Source organism: Thermoanaerobacterium thermosaccharolyticum DSM 571 (assembly GCF_000145615.1).
In the GTDB taxonomy this organism is placed as follows: Bacteria; Bacillota; Thermoanaerobacteria; order Thermoanaerobacterales; family Thermoanaerobacteraceae; genus Thermoanaerobacterium; species Thermoanaerobacterium thermosaccharolyticum.
In genome coordinates, this window is the sequence record NC_014410.1 from 2,312,456 (window position 1) to 2,329,777 (window position 17,322).

General features: G+C 29.3%; 18 protein-coding genes and 1 pseudogene. 1 reads left to right on the top strand and 18 read right to left on the bottom strand.

Features of this window, described 5'->3' with window-relative positions; translation table 11 throughout:
• Window positions 1-83: 83 nt before the first annotated feature.
• On the bottom strand, window positions 84-347 hold the full coding sequence (locus TTHE_RS11545; RefSeq protein ID WP_049774935.1) for a hypothetical protein: 264 nt from the start codon (window positions 345-347) through the stop codon (window positions 84-86).
• A 17-nt stretch (window positions 348-364) separates the two neighbouring features.
• Window positions 365-2,950 (bottom strand): ABC transporter permease, encoded by a 2,586-nt coding sequence (locus TTHE_RS11550; protein WP_196793625.1) that lies wholly within the window; start codon window positions 2,948-2,950, stop codon window positions 365-367.
• Between the two features lie 25 nt (window positions 2,951-2,975).
• Here TTHE_RS11550 and TTHE_RS11555 point away from each other — a divergent pair, with 25 nt between their 5' ends.
• Window positions 2,976-3,602: a transposase gene (locus tag TTHE_RS11555; protein WP_196793627.1), complete on the top strand. Its 627-nt coding sequence runs from the start codon at window positions 2,976-2,978 to the stop codon at window positions 3,600-3,602.
• Between the two features lie 294 nt (window positions 3,603-3,896).
• Here the strand turns inward: TTHE_RS11555 and TTHE_RS14235 are convergent, their stop codons facing one another.
• From TTHE_RS14235 to TTHE_RS11635, 16 genes and pseudogenes are all read right to left on the bottom strand, one after another.
• Complete coding sequence (locus tag TTHE_RS14235) at window positions 3,897-4,061, bottom strand: hypothetical protein (RefSeq protein ID WP_013298752.1); 165 nt, start codon at window positions 4,059-4,061, stop codon at window positions 3,897-3,899.
• 73 nt (window positions 4,062-4,134) lie between these two features.
• Window positions 4,135-5,154, bottom strand: a complete 1,020-nt coding sequence (locus tag TTHE_RS11560) for a radical SAM/SPASM domain-containing protein (protein WP_081441852.1) — start codon at window positions 5,152-5,154, stop codon at window positions 4,135-4,137.
• On the bottom strand, window positions 5,147-6,397 hold the full coding sequence (locus TTHE_RS11565) for a radical SAM/SPASM domain-containing protein (RefSeq protein ID WP_013298754.1): 1,251 nt from the start codon (window positions 6,395-6,397) through the stop codon (window positions 5,147-5,149). Before TTHE_RS11565 ends, TTHE_RS11560 begins: the two co-directional genes overlap by 8 nt.
• Before the next feature lie 157 nt (window positions 6,398-6,554).
• Entirely contained in the window at window positions 6,555-7,337 is a 783-nt protein-coding gene (locus tag TTHE_RS11570; protein WP_013298755.1) for a helix-turn-helix domain-containing protein, read from the bottom strand.
• A gap of 455 nt (window positions 7,338-7,792) precedes the next feature.
• Window positions 7,793-8,332, bottom strand: coding sequence for a hypothetical protein (locus tag TTHE_RS11575; protein WP_013298756.1), 540 nt, complete (start codon window positions 8,330-8,332; stop codon window positions 7,793-7,795).
• A 32-nt stretch (window positions 8,333-8,364) separates the two neighbouring features.
• Complete coding sequence (locus TTHE_RS11580) at window positions 8,365-9,081, bottom strand: polymorphic toxin type 35 domain-containing protein (protein WP_013298757.1); 717 nt, start codon at window positions 9,079-9,081, stop codon at window positions 8,365-8,367.
• 209 nt (window positions 9,082-9,290) lie between these two features.
• Complete coding sequence (locus tag TTHE_RS14865; RefSeq protein ID WP_269207929.1) at window positions 9,291-9,416, bottom strand: hypothetical protein; 126 nt, start codon at window positions 9,414-9,416, stop codon at window positions 9,291-9,293.
• A 221-nt stretch (window positions 9,417-9,637) separates the two neighbouring features.
• Window positions 9,638-10,195 (bottom strand): transposase, encoded by a 558-nt coding sequence (locus TTHE_RS11585; RefSeq protein WP_340371412.1) that lies wholly within the window; start codon window positions 10,193-10,195, stop codon window positions 9,638-9,640.
• 251 nt (window positions 10,196-10,446) lie between these two features.
• Window positions 10,447-10,974, bottom strand: a complete 528-nt coding sequence (locus tag TTHE_RS11590) for a hypothetical protein (protein WP_013298758.1) — start codon at window positions 10,972-10,974, stop codon at window positions 10,447-10,449.
• A gap of 314 nt (window positions 10,975-11,288) precedes the next feature.
• Complete coding sequence (locus TTHE_RS11595) at window positions 11,289-11,711, bottom strand: hypothetical protein (RefSeq protein ID WP_013298760.1); 423 nt, start codon at window positions 11,709-11,711, stop codon at window positions 11,289-11,291.
• Window positions 11,712-11,754: 43 nt separating this feature from the next.
• Entirely contained in the window at window positions 11,755-12,171 is a 417-nt protein-coding gene (locus TTHE_RS11600; RefSeq protein ID WP_231292654.1) for a hypothetical protein, read from the bottom strand.
• 325 nt (window positions 12,172-12,496) lie between these two features.
• Window positions 12,497-13,333 (bottom strand): polymorphic toxin type 44 domain-containing protein, encoded by an 837-nt coding sequence (locus tag TTHE_RS14410; RefSeq protein WP_013298762.1) that lies wholly within the window; start codon window positions 13,331-13,333, stop codon window positions 12,497-12,499.
• 529 nt (window positions 13,334-13,862) lie between these two features.
• Window positions 13,863-15,146 (bottom strand): IS110 family RNA-guided transposase, encoded by a 1,284-nt coding sequence (locus tag TTHE_RS11615; protein ID WP_013296871.1) that lies wholly within the window; start codon window positions 15,144-15,146, stop codon window positions 13,863-13,865.
• 257 nt (window positions 15,147-15,403) lie between these two features.
• Window positions 15,404-16,185 (bottom strand): annotated as a pseudogene (locus TTHE_RS11625) (helix-turn-helix transcriptional regulator).
• Between the two features lie 142 nt (window positions 16,186-16,327).
• Window positions 16,328-16,744 carry a hypothetical protein gene (locus tag TTHE_RS11630; RefSeq protein ID WP_231292655.1) on the bottom strand — a complete coding sequence of 139 codons (417 nt, stop codon included), beginning with the start codon at window positions 16,742-16,744 and terminating at the stop codon, window positions 16,328-16,330.
• 130 nt (window positions 16,745-16,874) lie between these two features.
• The gene (locus TTHE_RS11635) at window positions 16,875-17,279 is read right to left on the bottom strand and encodes a hypothetical protein (RefSeq protein WP_013298764.1); all 405 of its coding nucleotides are present in this window, start codon (window positions 17,277-17,279) and stop codon (window positions 16,875-16,877) included.
• Window positions 17,280-17,322: the final 43 nt, after the last annotated feature.

A 17,322-nucleotide genomic window follows, 5' to 3' on the forward strand; every position in this document is an offset into this window, starting at 1 on the left:
ACCACAAATATTTCAACATCATTAATTTTCTCTTTATAGTTGATACGCAAGAAGTTCCATGTCCATTCTCGCCATCATTATCTCTATCGTATTTCTCCGTCAACGATAGATAATATTCTGTCTGCACTTTGTTCTATATTTTCATTATGTGTTATCAATACAAGTGTCTGATTATATTTTTTAATAGAACTTTTTATTAGGTTCATTACTTCACCTGTCGTTTTTGTGTTTAAATTACCGGTGGGTTCATCTGCTAAATACTTTATGTTTATATCCTTTAGTGCGTGTACTTTATTTTCGTCCTTCCCGTAAACTTTGCTTAGATTTATCGTTTTTAATATAACCATATATAAATGCTCCTCTCCTAATTTATTGTGCTTATAGATTCTACTATACTCATACGCTTTACCCTTTTTGATACAATAAATGTAGCTGAAAATCCTAAAAGGATATTTATTATTACTATGAAAAGATATATTTTCCAATCAATTGTAAATTTTGGAGTGATTAAAATTGGACCTAAGTATTTAAATAATATCACCTGTCCAGTCAGTCCAAATATCACAGACAAAGTGCTTGAAAATATTCCATATGTCATACCTTCAAAAGTTATCATCTTTCTGAATTCTTTGTTTGTAATGCCAACGGCTCTTATCATGCCAAACTCATTTACTCTCGATATTAAACTGTAACTTACATTATTGATTATATTTAAGAAGCTTATGGCAAATAGTACTATTACAATGGTATTTATAAATATAAGCTGATTTGTCGCAAATGCCTTTATTTTCTGCTTTTCATTGCTTAGATTTAAAACTGTTGCTCCTTGTGTTCTTTTAGCAATTTTCAAAATCTGATTGTACAATTTTTCACTGTTATAACCTGGTTTTACATTTATATCAATGAGTCTGTAATTTTTAAATCCGCTTATTTTCTGTAAAATATCGTTAGATATGACAACTTGAACACTATTATTGCCTGCATAATAATCGGAAGAATCTATTAATTTTTCTACTATTGCTCCCACAGTAAATTCTTCCTCTTTAAATTGTGCATTTGCATCTTCCATTCTAAAAAATTCTTCTCCTGTATCCCCATCTTTTCTAAAACTTTCCGTTATCTTGTCTCCAACTTTTAAATTCACCACATCAGGACTTAAATGTTTAGTGTTCATTGGATGTGGTATGGCAATGATAGCAATTTTTTCCTTTTTCATTTTTTCTATGTCTATCTGTCCTTTTTTTACATATTTTTTCATCTCTTTAAGAAGCTTATCATCATATCCATAAATATCATTTTTCAATATGTACTCGTCACTATTTGGTTCTTTAACAAGCAGGCCATTAAGTACTTCTTTAAAATAAGGAGAGTCATTTATCTGTTCAAAATATAAAGGCTCAGCTATATTTTCTTTTTTCAGTTTCATTCTCCCGTATATCGGCTGTATCGTTTTAACTTCTTCTATACCTTCTAAGTTTTTTATTTCTTGAATGTCTTCAAAAGGAATACCCACTGATAAATTTGTACCGGGTATTATTTCTATTTTATAATCGGTATTTATCTTTGATGTTTCGGCCTCTTTATTTATTTGAGCTGCTGTAAGCTCTGCGTAAAAATTTGATATTATGAATATAGTGCTCCCCAAGCACATAGATAGAATTATCATATAGAAACTTTTTTTATTTCTAAAGATGTTTCTAAATGAAATGTATTTTGAAAATGGTAGAATTCTATATAAGAAATCTGTCTTAATTAATACTTTTTTGTATTTTATATCCGTGTTTAAATTTTTTCTTATTGAGTCAATAAGCGTTAGCCTTTTTATGCTTCTATATGTAACCAACGTAACTATAATTATAGAAATAAGGTTAATTATTATGGACATCAAGAAAACTCTCGGAGATAGAACTATATTTTTTATGTCGACTTTGCCTTCTGTGAATAGATTCCCTGCTATTGAGCTTAAAAATTTCGCTCCCGCACGACCACCCACAATTCCGATTGGTGTGCTAATAAGTAGTAAAGTTAATAATTCATAAAAAAGCAGCATCAAAATCTGTAAGGAACCTGCTCCAACTGCCCTCATTATTCCATATTCAGATAGCCTTTGTAATATGGATATATTGAAAATGCCTAAAATTACTATTAATGATACTACCCCTGCAATAAGTGATATCAATAAAAAAGTAGGATCTATTTTTTTGCTGCTTCCTAATGATTCCAGAAGCATATTATTTTTTCTAACATATTTATTATCTATTTTCAAGTCCTCGGCTATGTTTTGTATATCTTTATTTATGTCAGTATTTTCATCAAACTCTACATAAACTTGTGCATCTTTATAAGAATCATTTTCATTTAGATTAAGGATGGCTTCCATCTGCCCTGATGATTTTAACCGTGGCCTATCTTGTAAAATCCCGGTTAAAATGTATGTTTCGTTAGTCTTTTTCCCATATAAATTGAAATTAATCTTAGTACCTGGCTCCGGATTTACCCCCATGTTTTTTAAAACCCATTCTTCTATAGCTATTTCATCATCTTTTACCGGAAACCTTCCCTTAATTACCTTAGAATTAGTTAACTGTACATAATCTTTATTTGCCTTTATTATATTTAGAATTATTCGCCCATCAGGTACAGTAGAATCGTAATATGAAGAGATGCCAATTTTTTCAACATTCGGTTCATTTTTTATCATTTTGAGTTTTGATTCATCTATATCGATATTATACCTAACATGGTAGATTCCGCTTTCATATTTTGTTTTAGTTACATTAGCATGCTTGGCACTATCAGCTAGAGTTCCAACTCCTACTATTAATGCTGTACATAAGATAATGCCAAGACAAATAGCTAATGATCTTGATCTATACTTTTTTATATATGCTGAAATTACTTCAAAAAGATATTTATTCATTTTTATAATCATTCCTTTCGCTTCGCTCAAGGCATAAAACGTAATAAAATGTGCCATGCTAAAAAACTTCCTGAGCTTTATCGCTGTTGATGGTTATATTACGCCTGAACAAGCTGGAAAATTAAAGATCATCAAAGGGCATTTTGAAGATTTGGAATCCCGGAAAGCAGAATTAGAAAAACTAATTCTTGCGCTCGCTGCGCCTTATCAACAAGAACTAGATATAATTCTAACCGCTCCATCGTTTAAAAATATTTTCTCGGCTATTACTGTAATATCTGAAATCGGCGTAAATATGGAGGCTTTCCCTTCAGCGAAACACTTATGCTCATGGGCTGGACTAACTCCAACTAACAATGAGAGTGCAGGCAAGAAAAAATCTGTCCGGGTTTCCAAAGCAGGATGTTACATTAAGCCGCTTCTTGTGCAGTGTGCTAACTCTGTAGTTAAAAGCGAAAAACACCATAAAATTCATAACCACTATTTGCACATCAAAAAGCGTCGCGGCCACAAGAAGGCAATCATTGCTATTGCAAGAATGCTTCTTACAGCATTATACAGCATGTTGAAGAAGAAAGAACCATATAATGCTGAATTATATAAAAAATCTGATGCTTTTCCCGCAAAACGCGAGATTACGGTTGAGCAAGCTTATACTATTAGCTCAACTTCAAGGCTATAAAATAAAGCCAGCTATTTAGCTTTAACACTTACTTCGATATTTAATTTTTAAAAAGTCATCAAAGATGGCTTGTTTGCTATGCTATTTTATTCTTATTGCAATTTGTACTTTTAATTTCAACCTTTGCCTCCACAATTGATTTATCTTCAAAAGAATATTTCCAAGATTATTTTGTCTAATATTATTCTATCAACTTCTCTATTAGTTTATAAAAATACAAAAATCATCTTTTAAATATGGATAAGGCAATAGATAATGTTTAATTGTCTATTGCCTTACCTGTACTATCAATTTCTAAGTCCATTGACTTTCCCAGTAACGTGGTTTGTCGTAAGCAGTGCAATCTTGTAAACAATCTTGACCAGGCTGATAGTAATAAGGTGCTCCGGGTTTTGTGCAATTATCCTGACCCACTACTATTTTTGTTTCTTTGTCTTCAATTTTGTTGATCTTTAACATTTCAATACCTCCTTTCTTGAATAATTTACTAATTAAATTAATTATAAATTTAATTAGTCTTCACTTTAATTTTTTAAGTGGCATACATTTTATATTGCAAATTTTCTAACGCGCAAACCATATAAGGTGGAATACAGTAGTTATTTGTTATTAACTTATTAATAATTTTACATCTTGGTCCATCACAATAATTATATATTTTACAGCCATGACAAACTTGATTTAATTGATATGATTTTTCTAGTATATTATCCCTCTTTTTATAATCAATACCATTATATATGTCTCCGATTTGAAATTCATCATTACCCGCTGATACTATGCAAGGATATATTTTTCCATCAGGATATATTTGAAAATGTGTTTTACCTCCATTACACGTTGTCTTGAAAAAATATTTTTTATTTTCAGTTAAATTTATAAACGTATCATTAAAACTCGCCTGATATTCTTTTATGTATTTAATTTGTTCTTCTAAATTATTTATATGTTCAGTATTCCAATTCTTATCATATAAGTTAGGTATCGCTACTATAAATCTAAATCCTAAGTCCATCAAAGATTTTACATCTTCATATAAATTATATGCTGTATTACTGTCAAAGGTCATCCGTACCCTTAAATTTGGTAAATATTTAAGTAACTTTAAACTATTTTTTTTAACTATATCATAACTGCCTTTTCCATTTTTAAAAAGTCGCATCTTATCATGGGTACTTTTAGTTCCATCTAAACTTATAGTAATATCCGGTATTTCATTTACAATAAATTCTATTATTTCCTCATTAAATAAAGTTGCGTTCGTAGTTGCCGCAAATAAAATATTAATATTATTCCTTTTAAAAATTTTCTTAAATTTATATACTAAATATTTTATTTCATCAAATGCTAAAAATGGCTCACCTCCATGTATGTTTAGATTAAACTCTGTTATATTCTGAAAATCAAAATAATTCATTATAAACTCAATAGATTGATCAATTATGTTTCTATTTACTGTTTTATTAGCCTTATTTATACCTTCATAGCAATATCTACAATTTAAATTGCAATCTGTTGTTACCCATAACGTTACATACATTACTTTATTCACTCTCCCAAACTCTTTTATATAATATTGGCTTTAATTTATTACATCTATCTTCAAAAGCTTTAATATTTCCCTTATACTCTTGAAAACTTCCCGGGCATGTCCAGCAGAACAAATTTACTTTACATTGTTTACATCTTTGTTTGTATTTATAATCCAAAGATTGTAATACAGTATTGAAATCTATAAAATCCATAGTTTTTTTTACTACTTCACTTAAGCTTTTAATTTCCAATATACTACCCAATTTGAATTTTTGACTAGATAGAGACATACATGGATATATGTCGCCATTATATCTTATTAATAATTCTCTAGTCCCTGCTCCACATGAAGACACTCCAATAGGTTTACTATAATCATCGCTAAGAAATTTTTTTGAAATAAAAACTTTATCTAATCCATCATCAGTAAAAGCAAGATAATTGTCCCTTCCTCTTCCTACAGGTGAAAAATCTCTAATTAAAGGAGTTGTTCCTAATGATTTATTCAATTCATAAAATTTACCTTCTAAATGTTCAGTTTTCGGACTTATAGTCATTGAAACACTTATCCTCTTAAAATTATTCTTTTTTAGTAACTGAATATTTTTTATCACTTTATTAAATACCCCGTGTCCTCTTATCATTGAGCAAGATTCTTCATCTGCACCATCTAAACTAATAGACATAGAAGTAACGCACTTTGTTAAAATGTCAACATTCTCTTCGCTAATTAAAAGCCCATTAGTAGATAATATTATATTTCCATTATAAATAGATTTTAAATATAATAACAATTCAAAAAAATCTGTCCTCACCATGGGCTCACCACCACTTAGCATTATTGACTTAGGATTCCATTTACTCATTTTATTAATAATGTCTTTGCATATCTCTGTAGATAAGTCTTTGTCCTTGCTATTTAAAGTATCAGCCGAAACGCAGCAATGGATACAATGTAAATTACATCTATGTGTCATTTCAAATGATACTAATTTATTATAAGCAATATTTTGGTGAGTATCATCTTCAATTATTCCAAGCATGCACATGTCTTTGTATAATGATTTTAAGTAGTTTTTATCATCGTTATCATATAAACAGTTAATTAATTCACTTATGGATAATTTATTTTTTATACCCATTTCTAAAATATTATATACTTCCTTAGATATCCTTATCCATTCACCATTTAATCTATTTCCCAAAACAACTTTGTTATTATTTTCTACTATTTGTGTATATTTACTAAAGTGATAAATCATTATTATTCACCCCCCCTTTGATATTAAATACTTAATCAATTCTTTAACGAATTGATTTCTTTATTTTCATTTTACAATGATAAATTTCCAATGTCTACTATATCTTTGTATAGTTTTTACATAAAAACCAAAAAACTATACAAAGATATAGTCTGGTTTAATCAATATCTATTAAATTTAACTTTGTTGCCTTTACTATTGCTTCTTGAATGCTTTTTACACATAGTTTCTCAATTATTTTCTTCTTATGATATTTTACGGTAACTGGTTTAATCCAAAGTTCTCTTGATATTGTCAATTCTTTATAGCCTTTTGCAAGCATTATCAATATTTTTATTTGTTTGTCTGTAAAATCTATATTTTTATTTACTAGTTCAGAATTCTTTAAACAGTTTTTATATTCATTAGCAATTTTATCTGAAAGCAGTTCGACAACCACATTCATTTCTTCTGTCATGTCTCTTTCTATCGTTGAAACATCTAAATATCCTATTATATTTTCATCTATAATTATAGGAGCAGCAATGCAATGCCATTTTTTTAGAATATCACAATAATGATATAGAGGTTCTAAATATACTGATCTTTTTAATTTCATCGCCATTGATATGGCATTTGTACCTATGGCTTCTTCTGTAAAAGATATGCCAATTGAACAGTCAAAATTGATGTGACATAGGATTTTCTCATGACACATCGTATCTAAAAGATATCCTTCATCGTCAGTTAATAAAAATATGTACTTACCCTTTAAGCTCCTTAAAATATTGCCAACAACATTTTTAAATGTCTCAATTAATGTCATATTTTTCTTTAATCTGATTTGCAAATCATTTCCTCTTGAAATTATTGCAGGATCCGTCATCGAACTTGTAAGCCCTGCTTTTACGCATCTTTTATATGAATAAAGTATTTCTTCATATATTTGCATATTTCCCATATAAATCCCCCGTAAAACTTACAAATTTATTCTCTCATAATATAAGACAATTTTTTAAAAGATTTGTTACAGTTTCTTATAAAAAAATTTTTATATTTTTTTCATAATTAACACTCAATTGTATCTTTGTGAACAAGTACATAAATTCCCACACCTTTTCGCAAATATCTAATACTGTGAAAATTCTTTACCTCCTCAAACAGAAAATTCCCCAAACAATAAGTTTGCGGGAACATAAAACACGCTTCAATATTTAATTAAAAATCTTTAAAGCCTTTGATTTCAACCTATTTATTCTCTACCAACATGACTGTCTCAACATGTGTTTTGATAGAGAAATGATAGTATTTCGCAAAATTAAAGAGGGTATTTTAATTTTACCCCCATGCATTCAAAATAAAAGCTTATGACTTTCTCTCCAATAGAAAACATTTTTTATTTATATTGGAAGTATTCTATTTTTTATCCTCAGACTCTATCAGTTCTATCATTCTAATAAAATAATCATATACTTCTGTACTTTCATTAAACATATTTTCTAAGTCTTTTTTCCCTTTTTCTAAAATATCTTTTTCTAAAAACTTTTCGTTAAAGATAATTGCTAATGGATATTGCCTTCGTGAAGCTACATTTAACATTTGTTTGCCAGCATTTTCTGCTTTTAAATAATCAGAATATATTGATAAAAAGTGTTCTGGAAAAACACTAATTAAATAACCATAAAACCACAAATAATCTTCGTCATTTGAATATTTCTCTGTTGCTATTTTGAAGGCATCTATTAATATGTGTTCTGCCTGGTCTAAACATTTTTCTAATTTAGGTGATAATCTTCCCCATTCAGACATAACATACCAAGTGTAAAAAGAAATTCTGAAAAGATTATATTTCCCAATTGATTTTAAATAATCTTCATTAATAGTATTTAAAAGTTCTATAAACTTATCCCAATCTTCATCATTTTTTATAATTCTATCTAATTTATCTAAATCCATCGTACATCATAACCTTTCAAATAATGTTCTATTTATTCCTTATTTACCCATGCATCGCTAATTTTCCATATATTATCGCTTACTTTTTGAAATGTTACTGTTACTGTTTCTTTACCAACCTTTAAAACTCTTTTATATGCAGAACCGTATCTGCTTTCTGTTCCTTCTTTCATAACTTTTTCTATTGTATTTCTTACTTTTTCCCATGTAATTGCCCCCTTAATAATTTTATCCCAATTATGTTTTGGATCTTTTATATGTCTTTGCTTATTTGGTTGTCCATCTAAATCTTTTAAGGCTTTGTCAATTATTTTCTCTTCCGCTCTAGCTTCAAACCAATCAACAACTTTTTTATACAACCAGGTACCTGCTGCTATTACTGTACCACCTATAATCACTACTCCCGCAGCAGTAATCACTACTTCTCCAACTCCTGGAATCCACCATGTTCCTGCAATAAGAGCTCCTGTAGCACTTTGTACACCTACACTTCTCATTGCACTATTATCATCTTTTAATTCAGTTTTATCAACTACTACTGCAGTATCAAGAAGTTTGACAAACTGTTCTTGTGTATAATAAACATCATTAATATATACGCCGTCATCAGTAATAACAATATTACATTTATCAATATTTGCATTTTTAGAACTTGATTCATTTTCACTTGCAAATGCTGAAATGCCTATATTAGATACCATCAGTATCATAAGTATAAAACTAACAATTTTTCTTGTCAAATTTTTCATAATTCACTCACCCCTTAAACTTTTCCTTAGGTAATTTTATCAAATATATAAACAAGCTTGTTTACAGTAATTATTATACCTCCACATTCCAAATTTGTAAATAATTTTATTTCAAATATTTTCCGACATAAATTGACAGAATGTTATTGTTTCAAACAAAAAATAATCAAAGCGACTCTACATCACTTCAACTATCACATTCATAATCTCTATAGTCCAGGATTCTTTAAACAGTTTTTATATTCATTAGCAATTTTGTCTGAAAACCATTCAATAACTACATTCATTTCTTCTGTCATGTCTTTTTCTATTGTTGATACATAACATTTCCTCATGACACATCGTATCTAAAAGATACCTTTCATCGTCGATTAATAAAAATATGTACTTACCGGCTTTTTGAGTGAATCTAATATCTTTTTCCCTTCGTCAGTTACCAACTTGGGAGATATTTGTCAATAATGCAGATTTACTAACATCAAAACAGTTATCTTTTCACTTTTTTATAATACAGTTTAATAGAATATTTGATTCAAGTGTCATAAGAAGCATTTTTTTAAGATGATAATAATAACTTCGCTTGATTTTTACCTGATTTTGTAAGAATAAATCTGATTTTGATATTTTTATACAAAGTCGCAGCCATCTCAGCTGCCATTTTCAGTACTTTTTTTGCATTTATGGCTCCTATTTTGAATGAAAACCAGATTTTTGAGCGCACTAATCCCCTTACAGGTATCACATCTACATGATATTTTCGTCTTAGTATTGATGGAATACCCTCCACTCCATTTCTTATCTTTTGAAGTACACTGTATTTTTCTGTTGACATCTTTTTTAAATAGCTTGCTCTTTGTATTGTTTTTGCTGTTATTAATACATACGCTGATTTCTTTTGTAGTTTCGCTCCACATTTTTCTCTTAGTGGGCAATGTTCACATGTTTTTTTATTGAAGGATGCTCTATATACTCCAGCTTTTTCATAATACCTTGTTTTGTATGGTTTTTCTCCTTTTGGACATTTGATTATTTCATGGGTCGTTTCATCTAATTCAAATTCGCTTTGTATTTCATCTGGTAATTTCCCTATAAGAGCTGTTGTTATTAGTTCGATATTGTTTTTATGCTGCTGTAAGCTCCATCTGCTATTATTGTTATTTCTTTTCTTGCCTCCTAATTTTTTCTATTGTTTCTTTGCAAAAACTGCTATCGCTGTGTGTGTTTACATCATAATCATAGCTGGTTATTATGGAGTCTTCGGTTTGAATGCAATGGCTACGTACCGCTCTTTCTTTTTGCTTATATTTCTATTTTACCATATTTTTAGTTTATCACGGATGAAAAATACTTTTGACACCTTAATCATTATTTTAATTTTAAACTTTTTGCAATGTTTAAAGCGGTTTGTTCATCAACATCAGCAGTATTAAAATATAGGTCATAAGCAATCTTTTTTTCCTTGATAATAAAAAACAGGTGTACCTGCTCGGTTACAGTTGTTTCACCAGATGCAGCCGGAGGTGTAATTTTAAGTTTTTCCTTCACTACTTCCGTAAAAAATCCTTCAAGTTTTTTTGATTCGATAACTTCTGAATGGTTTGGCTCAAGCTGTGAAATTGGTTGTTCTGGATAATATCCTATAATATCCAGTCCACCTATCTTTTTGTTTTCTTTCATAAATGCAAGTGTATTCCCATCTAATTTCTCTGCTGTCCATTCTTTTGGAATTGAAATTTGATAAAGATCGGTTTGAATGTTTTGTTTTAATTGTGTATTTTGTGATTGATTCAATTGCTGTTCAGGATTAGTGTTAAGTTTTTTGGTTTCATTTGAACAAGACGTAAAACTCAACAAGAATATGACTGAAAATAGCAAAATAAAGAATCGATTCATTTATATGCCTCCTCTCATAATATAAGACAATTTTTTAAAAGATTTGTTACAGTCTTTTATAAAAATTTTTTTTAAATGAGGAAATTGCACAATTATGTTTTTAACTAGGATAAAATGTACTGACTAAAAGATATATCAACGCACCATTTAATATGATAAAGAACCATATACTTAGTAAAACCATTCTAACGTTATTTCTATGGCGCCTATACAATTCATAAGTTGCAATATTGCATGCTATTAATGCTATACTTATCGAAGTTCTAAAAATGATCACGGATTACGCTCCTTAAAATTTATCTATAAAAAATGGATTAATATATCTCACATTGATTTAGCAATACCGAACTGCTTTTATTATCGTATTTTATAATCACTGTATATTTTTGATTTTTATATTTTTTATAAAATTCGTCTGACTTTAATTCGACTTTGTATTGCCCAAATTTAAACTTTGGATCAGGAATGTATCTTAGTCTACCGGTAAATAAACGTTTATTGTTAATAACAATGTCAACATTGATTTCATCAGGTATCACAAAATCCTCATTAAAAGGTTGAATTATTAGTTCACTATAATGAGGTACAAAAATTGTCAGAAATACTAACCAATAATGATTGGCACCTTTTAAATTTACTGAAGTATCTGGTGGATATTGCGGCGTACATGCACTTAACATAAATATTGAAATTATTATCATAATAGCAATAAATATTTTTGAAAGTCGTTTATTCATCGAGAAAGCCTCCTTAACATATTTGCAATCATCTAACAAAAACTTATGGAAAATACACATTTCGTTTTATATATATTTTTTTGCCCATCACTTCTACCGCATTATCACTTAATTTCTTTACTGAAATATCATAAACATGATCTTTTCGAACTAAATTTTTAACAAGCAAAACGCCTTTTATGATTTCTTTTTCCTGTCTAACTGTTATTCCATAATCAGTAGTAGCGCCAAAATTTGTTCTATAAACCACAACAGAACTTGAATCAAATTTTATGTCGTGAATTGGCATAAACGCCTCATTTACATTAAGAGTAATAGTGGCAAATAACATAATGGCTGCAATTGTTGTACTTATCACTATTAATATTATTGAAACCGCACTATTCGCTATCTTTGCAGAAATATGTTTAAATCTAAAGCCATTTATTAACAATATCAAAGGTATTATCTGAATACACAAAGAAAAAATATCGTTTAATTTTAAAGACTTAAATCTTATAAAAGGATAAAAGTAATCTAAATTCAATATCCATAAAATATAAATAGCCAATAGAGTCATGTGGATAATGTATTTATTATTTCGAACTAAACTATTCAATAATATCACCTGTCTTTTTATTTTGTTTACAAATAAAACATAAAACTAAGAAATATATTACACTATATATTTAAAATATAATTCATCTAGTGTAACATATTTCTTTTAGAAAACTTTTACTTTAAAGGTTTTAAATTTCTATTTTTAAATTGATAATAAAATTAAATACTATCTAGAAAACCTATATTTAAAAACTACGACCTTCACAATAATTTATACCTCTTTGAATCCAATATTGATCGTTCGGATCATCAAAATAAGAATTATACCATCCTATATAAGAAGTTCCGCTATAAATCTGGTATGCACCAGCTGCTGTCTTTAATAAATCAGCAGAAAATACTTTCCTTCCAACATATCCATAGTGAGCATTTCCTATTTGTTCTCCTGACATAAGAATACTCCTATTGTCTACAGTTACTTGGTAAGTTGTATTCACACCTAAAAATGATTTATAATCCCAGTCACCACCTGTTCTGACTTTTGAAGCAAAAAATTCACCCGTTTTCATATAACCTATATTATTACCATATACAGATATATTTATATATAAATTTCTTAATAGAGTATCTCCATTAGTTTTCATTTCAGAGTCTAAATCAAAAATAACTGCATATGGTCTAATTTTAGTCGTAACCTTTTCAAAATTATTTGATTCCTGAATAATTTTATTGGCGTCTATTTCAAATATTCCTTGAGAAATTCCGTCATTGAATATATTTATATATTTTTCAAGAGTTACAAACTCATCTTTTGATAAGTATTTTTTTATATCATTTTGATTCACCATCATATATTTGCCATCTTTAACAATTATACTTCCATGTTGAATTAATTTATATATTAATTTGACCTCTAACTTAGCTGTTTCAGTGAAACTTTCATTTATTCTTAGTTCAATGTTATTATTTGTCAACATTTTTTCTGTCTTATATTGATCGAGATCAGTTGAGGCAATACCAACAGTTGCTGAAAAAGTTAAAGTCAAGCATAGTAAAAGTGAAACTAAAAACCTTTTAATCATAATTTCTCCTCCCTCTATAATCTTTGATTTTCTTTTAATATCTCACTCATTCTCAAATTTTCATGATCTTCAAAGGAGCCCTCATGTATATTAATGCTATTTATTCATTAATTTTACATATGATAGGTATCCCAAATAAGCTTCTGTTGTTTTTCCATATTTTGGCCTATGAATTCCACTTAAGCTCATGTGGCATACCCTCCCATGTCTCACAGGATCTTTGTCCTTAATTCCTTCGTTCTGCCTTACATGAGGTGGATGTCAGTTATGCTCCCTTGCTGGGTCTTAAGCCCTTATGGTGAAATTACCAACCTGACAATTCCGGCTCTCTTTGTCAATCTTCGAATTTTTAAATTGAGTTTTAAATCTTTATTTGCTTTATTTTTAGCACCGCTTAATTATCCAAACCATCGCAGGAGCGAGGCTGTCAAGGGTCAGCTTTGTGAAGTGAAACGCAGCAAAGCTGAGACGTGGTCCTTGCCCTTGACTGACGAGGGACTGCGGTGTATCATCACCACAGCGGTGCAATTTATGCAGCATTCCTAATCTCTGGTCTTTTTATATCTCTTAACATCTTATTTCCGTTGTATTTTACTCCTTTTTTCAGTATGACAAAAAATACTCTGATTAGCTTGCAGCATAAAACTATCATTGACTGTTTCTTTTTAAGCGGGTTTTCTTTTCTTGTGGTGTAGTATTTGTGTAATTCCTGAAATTCTTTATTGTTTGCAAGTATTGGCATTATCATTTTGTATAGAGCACTTCTTAGCCTCCTTCTTCCTCTTTTGCTTATGGTGGTTTGCCCTTTATGCTGTCCTGAACTATTCTCTACCAGATTGTAACCCGCAAGCTTCTGTATTTGTTTTGGATGCTCATATCTTGTTATATCGCCAACTTCAGCAATAAATATTGCTGCTGTTATTACTCCTACACCTTTTATACTTAGCATTTCATTAGCACCAGGTACTTGCATGAAAAGTTCTTCTATTTTGCTTTCTATTTTTTTTAACTGTTTTACAAGCATTTCGTACTGTTCAAGTATAATTTTTATCTCTATCTCTGCCATCTCAATGCCATCTCTTTTACCAACACTTTGACTGGCAGCTTCTATAAGCTTTAAAGCCCTCTTTGCACCTACAGCACGATTAATTTCCTTTTTCCAAGCTGCAAGTATTTCCTCAGCTCCAATACCTAATATCTTTGCAGGCGTTGGAAATTCTTTTAACGTTATCAGTGCTGCTTTCCCTTCCCAATCTGCAAAAACTTTATTAAACTCAGGAAAGTATATATCAAGCCATCTTGCAACTCGGTTCTTTATCTTGTTTAAATCCTTTGTAAGCATCTCTCTTATGTCCACTGCAATTCTAAGTTCGCTGTATATACCCTCAGGTATATTAGGTTCAACATATCTTCCATCTTTAACTAGCATTGCAATTGTCTTAGGGTCTTTCCTGTCATTTTTAGTTGGCGAGTTATCATCAAATTCCTTACTTCTCTTTACATGGAATGGATTTACCAGTACCACCTTATGGTTCTTATCTCTAAGAAACTGTGCAAAGCAGAGCCAATAATGGCCTGTTGGTTCCATGCCAACCATCAGATGCTCTTTGTTGCTTTTATTCATAATATCTGCAGCCCATTTTAAAAATCTTTTCATTCCATCAATGTCATTGCTAAATTCAATACGCTTACCGTATTCTATTCCTCTGAAATCGAAAGCTCTAGCGTGATGTATCTCTTTAGCAATGTCTACACCTACAATTAATGTCTTTTCTGTTATTTGCATTATTTTTGTATTTTGGTTATACTTCATATTAGGTACCTCCTTGTTATTTGAGAGTCGTGTTCATGAACAATCGACATCTTGTATTTTATCAGGAGGTACTTTTTATTTCAAATCTTATATTTCTTTATTACAGGAATGCTCCCTTTGATATTAAATACTTAATCAATTCTTTAACGAATTGATTTCTTTATTTTCATTTTACAATAATAAATTTCCAATGTCTACTATATCTTTGTATAGTTTTTACATAAAAACCAAAAAACTATACAAAGATATAGTCTAGTTTAATCAATATCTATTAAATTTAACTTTGTTGCCTTTACTATTGCTTCTTGAATGCTTTTTACACATAGTTTCTCAATTATTTTCTTCTTATGATATTTTACGGTAACTGGTTTAATCCCAAGTTCTCTTGATATTGTCAATTCTTTATAGCCTTTTGCAAGCATTATCAATATTTTTATTTGTTTGTCTGTAAAATCTATATTTTTGTTTACTAGTTCAGAATTCTTTAAACAGTTTTTATATTCATTAGCAATTTTATCTGAAAGCAATTCGACAACCACATTCTTTCTTCTGTCATGTCTCTTTCTATAGTTGAAACATCTAAATATCCTATTATTTTTTCATCTATAATTATAGGAGCAGCAATACAATGCCATTTTTTTAGAATATCGCAATAATGATACTGAGGTTCTAAATATACTGATCTTTTTAATTTCATCGCCATTGATATGGCATTTGTACCTATGGCTTCTTCTTTAAAAGATATGCCAATTGAACAGTCAAAATTGATGTGACATAGGATTTTCTCATGACACATCGTATCTAAAAGATATCCTTCATCGTCAGTTAATAAAAATATGTACTTACCCTTTAAGCTCCTTAAAATATTGCCAACAACATTTTTAAATGTCTCAATTAATGTCATATTTTTCTTTAATCTGATTTGCAAATCATTTCCTCTTGAAATTATTGCAGGATCCGTCATCGAACTTGTAAGCCCTGCTTTTACGCATCTTTTATATGAATAAAGTATTTCTTCATATATTTGCATATTTCCCATATAAATCCCCCGTAAAACTTACAAATTACTCTTTCATAATATAAGACAATTTTTTAAGGAATTTGTTACAGTTTCTTATAAAAAAAATAGTTTATTCAACAAGAAAGCCTCCTTAACATATTTGCAATCATCTAACAAAAATTTATGGGAAGTACACATTTCGCTTTAAATATATTTTTTTGCCCATTAATTCTACCGCATTATCACCTAATTTCTTTACTGAAATATCATAAACATGATCTTTACGAAGTAAATTTTTAACAAGCAAAACACCTTTTATGATTTCTTTTTCCTGCCTAACTGTTATTCCAAAATCCGTAGTTGCACCGTAATTTGATCTATAAACTATAACGGAGCTTGATTCAAACCTAATATTATGAATTGGCATAAACGCCTCATTTACATTAAGAGTAATAGTGGCAAATAAAATAATGGCTGCAATTGTTGCACTTATCAACATTAATATTATTGAAACCACACTATTCACTATCTTTGCAGAAATATGTTTAAATCTAAAGCCATTTATTAACAATATCAAAGGTATTATCTGAATACACAAAGAAAAAATATCGTTTAATTTTAAAGACTTAAATCTTATAAAAGGATAAAAGTAATCTAAATTCAATATCCATAAAATATAAATAGCCAATAGAGTCATATGGATAATGTATTTATTATTTCGAATTAAACTATTCACTAATATCACCTATTCCTGTATATAATAGTTGCCTGTTTGCAAAACCTGTACGCTGATATTCATTTATCTTATAAATTTCGTTATCAATGACAGCAATCAAGTTATTTCCATTATTTGCATCATACTGGACATCGTAAAATATATTCCTGATTTCATATTTTTTGTTATTTTTAATATCGTATATTAAAACGGGAAATGATGGAGCTTCACCTTCCATAAGCATGATTTCACCTTTTAATCCATAAAAGCTTTTATAATATTGAAATACACTGAGTAAAACTATGAAGATTATTATGCTCATGAGGATAATTACAAATATTGATATTGTCTTTTTTATTGCAATCACATCCTTCCCATGTTTGCAATATTTATCAATTGGACCAAATTTATCTTTCAAATTACTTTCTCACAATATAAGACAAATTTCTGAGAAATTTGTT

Excerpts from the sequence above, each read along its gene's own strand:
- TTHE_RS11545 (WP_049774935.1), bottom strand. The coding sequence starts at position 347 with ATGGTTATATTAAAAACGATAAATCTAAGCAAAGTTTACGGGAAGGAC.
- TTHE_RS11555 (WP_196793627.1), top strand. The coding sequence starts at position 2,976 with ATGCTAAAAAACTTCCTGAGCTTTATCGCTGTTGATGGTTATATTACG.
- TTHE_RS14235 (WP_013298752.1), bottom strand. The coding sequence starts at position 4,061 with ATGTTAAAGATCAACAAAATTGAAGACAAAGAAACAAAAATAGTAGTG.
- TTHE_RS11565 (WP_013298754.1), bottom strand. The coding sequence starts at position 6,397 with ATGATTTATCACTTTAGTAAATATACACAAATAGTAGAAAATAATAAC.
- TTHE_RS11570 (WP_013298755.1), bottom strand. The coding sequence starts at position 7,337 with ATGGGAAATATGCAAATATATGAAGAAATACTTTATTCATATAAAAGA.
- TTHE_RS11575 (WP_013298756.1), bottom strand. The coding sequence starts at position 8,332 with ATGGATTTAGATAAATTAGATAGAATTATAAAAAATGATGAAGATTGG.
- TTHE_RS11580 (WP_013298757.1), bottom strand. The coding sequence starts at position 9,081 with ATGAAAAATTTGACAAGAAAAATTGTTAGTTTTATACTTATGATACTG.
- TTHE_RS14865 (WP_269207929.1), bottom strand. The coding sequence starts at position 9,416 with ATGAGGAAATGTTATGTATCAACAATAGAAAAAGACATGACAGAAGAA.
- TTHE_RS11590 (WP_013298758.1), bottom strand. The coding sequence starts at position 10,974 with ATGAATCGATTCTTTATTTTGCTATTTTCAGTCATATTCTTGTTGAGT.
- TTHE_RS11595 (WP_013298760.1), bottom strand. The coding sequence starts at position 11,711 with ATGAATAAACGACTTTCAAAAATATTTATTGCTATTATGATAATAATT.
- TTHE_RS14410 (WP_013298762.1), bottom strand. The coding sequence starts at position 13,333 with ATGATTAAAAGGTTTTTAGTTTCACTTTTACTATGCTTGACTTTAACT.
- TTHE_RS11615 (WP_013296871.1), bottom strand. The coding sequence starts at position 15,146 with ATGAAGTATAACCAAAATACAAAAATAATGCAAATAACAGAAAAGACA.